This window comes from Streptomyces sp. B1866 (genome assembly GCF_031932565.1).
Taxonomy (GTDB): domain Bacteria; phylum Actinomycetota; class Actinomycetes; order Streptomycetales; family Streptomycetaceae; genus Streptomyces.
Genome location: NZ_JAVSCF010000369.1, coordinates 1 through 4,567 on the forward strand (window position 1 = coordinate 1; position 4,567 = coordinate 4,567).

General features: G+C 77.8%; 2 protein-coding genes and 1 pseudogene. 1 reads left to right on the forward strand and 2 read right to left on the reverse strand.

What is annotated here, in order from left to right:
* A partial coding sequence (locus RKE29_RS28095; RefSeq protein WP_312008498.1) for a serine/threonine-protein kinase occupies positions 1–1,124 on the reverse strand: 1,124 nt, incomplete at its 3' end.
* A gap of 225 nt (positions 1,125–1,349) precedes the next feature.
* A pseudogene (locus RKE29_RS28100) lies at positions 1,350–3,133 on the reverse strand (serine/threonine-protein kinase).
* A 626-nt stretch (positions 3,134–3,759) separates the two neighbouring features.
* On the opposite strand from RKE29_RS28100, the gene RKE29_RS28105 reads away from it, so the two are divergent.
* Positions 3,760–4,567 (forward strand): FHA domain-containing protein (locus tag RKE29_RS28105; protein WP_312008499.1); only part of this gene is annotated, 808 nt, incomplete at its 3' end.

Sequence of the window (4,567 nt, forward strand, 5' to 3'; positions counted from 1 at the left end):
CGCGCCGTGCCGTGAGCGCCGCCCGCGAGCTCGTCGGGGCTGGGCACGCGCATGCTGGTGTGCGTCTCGCGGCCGGAGTCGGGGGCCGCGCGGGGCACCAGCGGCACGGCGCCGCGCCGCCGCGCCGCGGCGGCCGGGAACCGGTCGGCGGCCTCGTACGGGCTGTACCCGGCCTCGGGGGCGTCGGACGGCCCGTACGCGTACGGGTCCTCGGGGCCGGCCCCAGGCCCTTCGCCGGGCCCTTCGCCGGGCTCCTCGCCGGGCTCCTCGCCGGGCTCGTCGATGTCCAGCGGCGGGTAGCCGGCCAGGCCGGGCAGCATCTCCCGCAGCCGGGCGGCCAGCTCCGAGGCGCGCAGCCGGGAGGCGGGCGCCTTGGCCAGGCACTGCACGAGCAGCCGCCACAGCTCGTCGGGGATGCCCGGCAGCGGCGCGACGGTCTCGGTCACGTGGCGGCGCAGGACCGCGCCCGGGTGGCCGCCGCCGAAGGGCGTGAAGCCCGCCAGCAGCTCGTACAGGACGGTGGCCAGGGCGTAGACGTCCACGCTCGCGCGGGGCGGCAGGCCCTCGATGATCTCGGGCGCGAGGTAGTCGGGGGTGCCGATGACGCGGGTGGCGCGCGTACGGCGCGGCGAGTCGACCAGGCGGGCGATGCCGAAGTCGGTGAGCAGGGCGGGGTGGGCGCCGCCCGGGCCGAGCGGCCCGGTCATGTCGAGCAGGACGTTCTCCGGCTTGACGTCGCGGTGCACGATCCCGGCCGCGTGCGCGGCGGTCAGCCCCTCCGCGACGTCCGCGGCGATGGCGACGGCCGCCTCGGGGGCGAGGCGGCGCTCGTGGTCGAGCCGGGTGCGCAGGTCGGTGCCGCGCACCAGGTCCATGACGAGCGCGACGTCGTTGCCGTCGACCACCAGGTCGCGCACGCCGACCACGCGCGGGTGGTCAAGGCTCAGCAGGGCGGCGCGCTCCTGGACGAACCGGCCGACCAGCTCCTGGTCCGAGGCGAGGTCCTCGCGCAGGAGCTTGACGGCGACCGGGCCGTCGGGCCCCTCCCCCAGCCACACCGTCCCGGCGCTGCCGCGACCCAGGACCTGGTTCACGGTGTACCGGCTGCCGATCTTCCGCGACAAGGCTGCTCCGAATCCTTCGACAGGGCACGTTGGCGACAAAGCTACGCGTCCGACGCCTGCTGGGCAGCCTCAGCCGGGGTCAACTGTCACTTCTGGGACGGAAAACACCCCTGAGATATCGACAAATCTTCAAACTCGTGGGCTCTTTCGGCAGGTGGTGCCTGCCGCGGTCCGCGCGGTCCGGTACGGCCCGCGCGGCGGCTGAAGGCTGAGCGCCGCGCGGGCTCAGCCCGAGCCGCCGCCGAGTTCGGAGGTCCAGTCCTTGACGTCCTTGATCAGGGTGGTGGTCTCGTCCCAGAAGCTCTTGCCGTCGGCGACCCAGTCCTTCAGCGGCGTCAGCTCCCACACCAGCCAGGCGCCCACGATCAGGATGACGACCACCAGCAGGCAGCCCTTGAGGCAGCCGAGGCCCGGGATGTGCATGGGGTTGGCGCCGCGCTGGCGGCGCGGCCGGGGCGGCGCCGGAGGCTCGGGGGCCGGGGCAGGCGGCGCGTACCGCTGCGGCTGCGGCTGCGGGTAGTGCGGCTGCGGCGGCGCGAACGGCGCGGGCGCCGGGCCGTGCTGCTGCCCGTACGGCTGCTGCTGCCCGTACGGCTGCTGCTGCCCGTACGGCTGCTGCTGCCCGTACGGCTGCTGCTGGCGGCGCGGCTGGGGCTGGGGCTGCTGCCGGNGCGGCGCGGCTGGGGCTGGGGCTGCTGCCGGGGCGGCGGGGCGGGGCGGCGCTGCGGGCGGCGGCGCAGCGGGTCCTGGCCCGGGTCGAGGTACTGCTGCACCTGCGTCTGCTCGCCGCGGTCGCGCGCCGCGCGCATCTGCGACTGCCAGGGGTGCGGCTCCTCCCGGTCCGGGTCCGCCGGGGGCACCGGCGGCATCGCGCGCGTGGGGTCGGCGGAACCGGCCGGGCCCGAGCCGCCCGGCAGCACGCGCGTGGGATCGGCGTCCGGGCCGCCGGCCCCCGGCTCTCCGGTGTGCGGCCCTCCGGCGTGCGGCAGGACGCTGGTGGGCGCCGACGGGTCGTACGAGGGCGCGCGGGACGGCAGTACCTGGGTGGGGTCCGCCGCGCCGGGCGGGCCCGCGTCGGGCACCGGGGCGGGCGCCGGGTCCGGCGCGAGCAGCGCGCCGACGCCGAGCGCGGCCTCGGCCTGGGCGGGCGAGGCGTGCACGCCCACGCCCGCGGCCACCACGCGCAGCGCGCGGGCCAGGTTCTCGGCGCTGGGCCGCTCCTCCGGCTTCTTGCGCAGGCAGCGCTCGATGACGGTCCACAGCGGCTCGGGCACGGTGGTGGGGCGGCGCGGCTCCTCGCTCAGGTGCCGGTGCAGGACTTCGAGCGCGGTGTTGCCGGCGAACGGGGGGCGGCCGGTGACCAGTTCGTACAGCAGGATGCCGGCGCCGTAGACGTCGACCGCGGAGGTCTGCGGGCGGCCCTCGGCGGACTCCGGCGCCACGTAGGCGGGCGTGCCGACGAACTCGTGGGTGCGGGTCAGGCCCGGCGAGTCCGCGAGGCGCGCGATGCCGAAGTCGGTGAGCATCGGGCGCATTTCCTCGCCCTCGCGCGTACCGGCGAGCAGCACGTTCGCGGGCTTCAGGTCGCGGTGCACGATGCCGTCGGCGTGGCTCGCGGCGAGCGCGTCGGCGATCTGGGCGGTGACCAGCGCGCTGGCCACGGGCGTGAACGGACCGTTCTCCCGCAGGTAGCGGTGCAGGTCGGGGCCGTCGACCAGGTCCATGACCAAGGCGAGCAGGTCACCCTCGACCACCAGGTCGCGGGTGCGCACGATGTTGGGGTGGGTCAGGCGCAGCAGCACCGAGCGCTCGCGCAGGAAGCGCATGACGATCTCGGGGTCGTGCGCGAGCTCCTCCTTGAGGACCTTGATCGCGACGGTCTCGCCCGGCTGGCCGGGGACCGCCGCCTCGGCACCCGCGGCCTCCCGCTGGCGGGCCCGCCAGACGGTGCCCGTGGCCCCGCGCCCGAGCGGCTGCTCTAGCAGATACTTGCTGCCCACCGGCCGCACGTCATGCGCTCCCTGATCATGGTGCCTGCTGCTTGCCCGGCCTCGCGCCGGCCCTGGCGGTCGCGGTCGGCCGCCCGCCCCACTGTAGTGCCGCCGCCTGCGTACCGTTCGGCGCACGCCGTGCGGGGGCCGGTCGCCGGGCGGCGGGCCCGTGGGGCGGGACGGGACGGAAGACGCCCGGAGGCGGGCGAACGGTTGCCGCCGCGCCGGTCCGGGCCTGGGGCCGGCGGCGGGGCGGCCCGGGGCAGGGCCAGGGGGGCGGTCGCCGGGCGGGTGAGGAGGGTGATCGCCAGGTGGACGCGGCGCACGGTCGCCGGCGGGCCGCCGAGGGGCCCGGAGCGGTCGGGAACGGCTGATTCCGGTCGTCTGGCGGGCCTGTCAAGATCGTTAGGGGGCAGTGGGCGGGCGCGTTGTCAGTGGCAGGTGCGAGGATGCTGAAAGCACGTCGGCTGGAGCTGGGGACCCCGTCGCGTGCCCCGTACGTCGTCGCGTACGCCGCGCCCGCGCGCCAGCGGGGAGGCGGCGGGCGGGTGCGGGACCTTGTACGTGCCGACGTGCCTGGGGGCGGTGGGGGGACGAGTGACGACCCCACCAGGCCCCTCGGACAGAAGGGACCGTTCACGGCTATGCAGATTCGGCTGACCGTGCTCGGGCCGCGCGGCGGGCATCCGGGCCGCGCCGCGCACCCCGGCCCCGCGCACCCGCAGGCGCCCGCGTGGGTCTGCGCCGTGGACGTGCTGGTGACCGCCCCGGCCGGCACCGCACTGGCCGCGGTGGCCGGCGGCCTGGCCGACGCCGCCGCGGCGGCCGGCGCGGACGTCGGCGGCAGCGGCCCCGTGGTGCTGTACGCGGGCGCGGAGCGGCTCGACGCGCAGCGCGCCGCCCTCGGCGAGCCGCCTCTCGTGGACGGCGCCGTGCTCTCCCTGGGCGCCCCGGCCGACCCGGAGGAGCACCCGGTGTACTCCGACCACCCGGGCCGTCCCGAGGCGTCGGCGGGCCCCGGCGCGGCGCGCCTGGAGACCGCGCGCCTGGAGGTGGTCGCCGGGCCCGACGCGGGCGGCGTCCACCTGCTGCACGGCGGGCAGGTCCGCGTCGGCCGCTCCGCGGACGCGGACGTGCCGGTGGACGATCCGGACGTCTCCCGGCTGCACTGCGCCGTGACGGTCGCGGAGGACGGCAGCGCGACCGTGGCCGACCTCGGCTCCACCAACGGCACGACGGTCGGCGGCGTCCCGGTCGGCTCCCGTCCCGTGCCGCTGCCGCCGGAGGCCCTGCTGCGCATCGGCGAGTCCGCCCTGCGGCTGCGGTCGCCGTCGGCCACCCCCGCGGCGTACGCGCGTGTGACGGCCCGCGCGGACGGCGAGGGCCGCCTGCGGGTGGCGGTGCGGGCGGCCGAGGCGGCGCCGGACCGGGGGCCCGACGCCGCCGGTGCGG